At 57.2% G+C, this 1,573-nt stretch carries 2 rRNA genes (1 of these 2 cut by a window edge); both read left to right on the top strand.

The window, feature by feature from the left end:
• Positions 1 to 1,350 (top strand): 23S ribosomal RNA (locus J3P35_RS21890); it begins 1,642 nt to the left of the window's first position.
• A 109-nt stretch (positions 1,351 to 1,459) separates the two neighbouring features.
• Positions 1,460 to 1,571, top strand: a 5S ribosomal RNA gene (gene rrf, locus J3P35_RS21885).
• The last annotated feature ends 2 nt before the right edge of the window (positions 1,572 to 1,573 follow it).

The raw sequence follows: 1,573 nt of genomic DNA, 5'->3' as shown, positions 1-1,573 counted from the left end.
AACCCGATAGTACCCCAAGCCCCCGGGCGAGGGGATAGCGGCCCTAATCAGACTCCCAAGAAAACCCGCTAAGCGTTCAAGGTTACGCTACCCGTACCGCAATCCGACACAGGTAGTCGAGGAGAGAATCCTAAGGTGCTCGAGTGAATCACGGCCAAGGAACTCGGCAAAATGGCCCTGTAACTTCGGGAGAAGGGGCGCTTCCTCTGGGCAACCAGAGAAGCCGCAGTGAAGAGGCCCAGGCGACTGTTTAACAAAAACACATGGCTATGCGAAATCGAGAGATGAGGTATATGGCCTGACACCTGCCCGGTGCCGGAAGGTTAAGAGGGGACGTCAGCCGCAAGGCGAAGCGTTGAATCGAAGCCCCGGTAAACGGCGGCCGTAACTATAACGGTCCTAAGGTAGCGAAATTCCTTGTCGGGTAAGTTCCGACCTGCACGAATGGTGTAACGATCTGGGCGCTGTCTCAGCCGTGAGCTCGGTGAAATTGTAGTCTCGGTGAAGATGCCGAGTACCCGCTACGGGACGGAAAGACCCCGTGCACCTTTACTATAGCTTAACATTGACTCTGGGTAACTCATGTGTAGGATAGGTGGGAGCCTGTGATCCGGCGTCGCCAGGCGTCGGTTAGGCAGCGTTGAAATACCACCCTTGAGTTACTTGGAGCCTAATCCTTGAGTAGGAGACATTGTTTGGTGGGTAGTTTGACTGGGGTGGTCGCCTCCAAAAGAGTAACGGAGGCTTTCAAAGGTACCCTCAGCACGCTTGGTAACCGTGCGCAGAGCGCAATAGCAGAAGGGTGCTTGACTGTGAGGCCCACAAGCCGAGCAGGGCCGAAAGGCGGATATAGTGATCCGGTGGTTCCGCATGGAAGGGCCATCGCTCAAAGGATAAAAGGTACGCCGGGGATAACAGGCTGATCTCCCCCAAGAGCTCATATCGACGGGGAGGTTTGGCACCTCGATGTCGGCTCGTCACGTCCTGGGGCTGGAGAAGGTCCCAAGGGTTCGGCTGTTCGCCGATTAAAGTGGCACGCGAGCTGGGTTCAGAACGTCGTGAGACAGTTCGGTCCCTATCTGTAGTGGGCGTTGGATGTTTGCGGGGACCTGTCCTTAGTACGAGAGGACCGGGATGGACGAGCCTCTGGTGGACCTGTTGTGGCGCCAGCCGCAGCGCAGGGTAGCTACGCTCGGATGAGATAAGCGCTGAAAGCATCTAAGTGCGAAACTCACCCCAAGATGAGACATCCCTTTAAGGGCCGTGGGAGACGACCACGTCGATAGGCGGCAGGTGTAAAGGTGGAAACACCATAGCCGAGCCGTACTAATTGCCCGAGAGCTTTCCAAACAAGGCGCCCCCCAAGGCGCGTACCCTAGCCCCCTCCCTTCCCCGTATCGTCAAAGCACCCCCCGACATCATTGACACTCGCCCCCGCCAGGGGAGAGAAACGGAAAATAATGGTGGCTATGTCGCGGGTGTCCACCTCTTCCCATTCCGAACAGAGAAGTTAAGCCCCGCCGAGCCGATGGTACTGCGGTCACACGCGGGAGAGTAGGTAGCCGCCAACCCC

This window comes from Rufibacter roseolus, assembly GCF_017916365.1.
GTDB lineage: Bacteria > Bacteroidota > Bacteroidia > Cytophagales > Hymenobacteraceae > Nibribacter > Nibribacter roseolus.
Note: the sequence above shows the minus strand (reverse complement) of the source record. Positions and strands in the feature narration are given on the sequence as shown.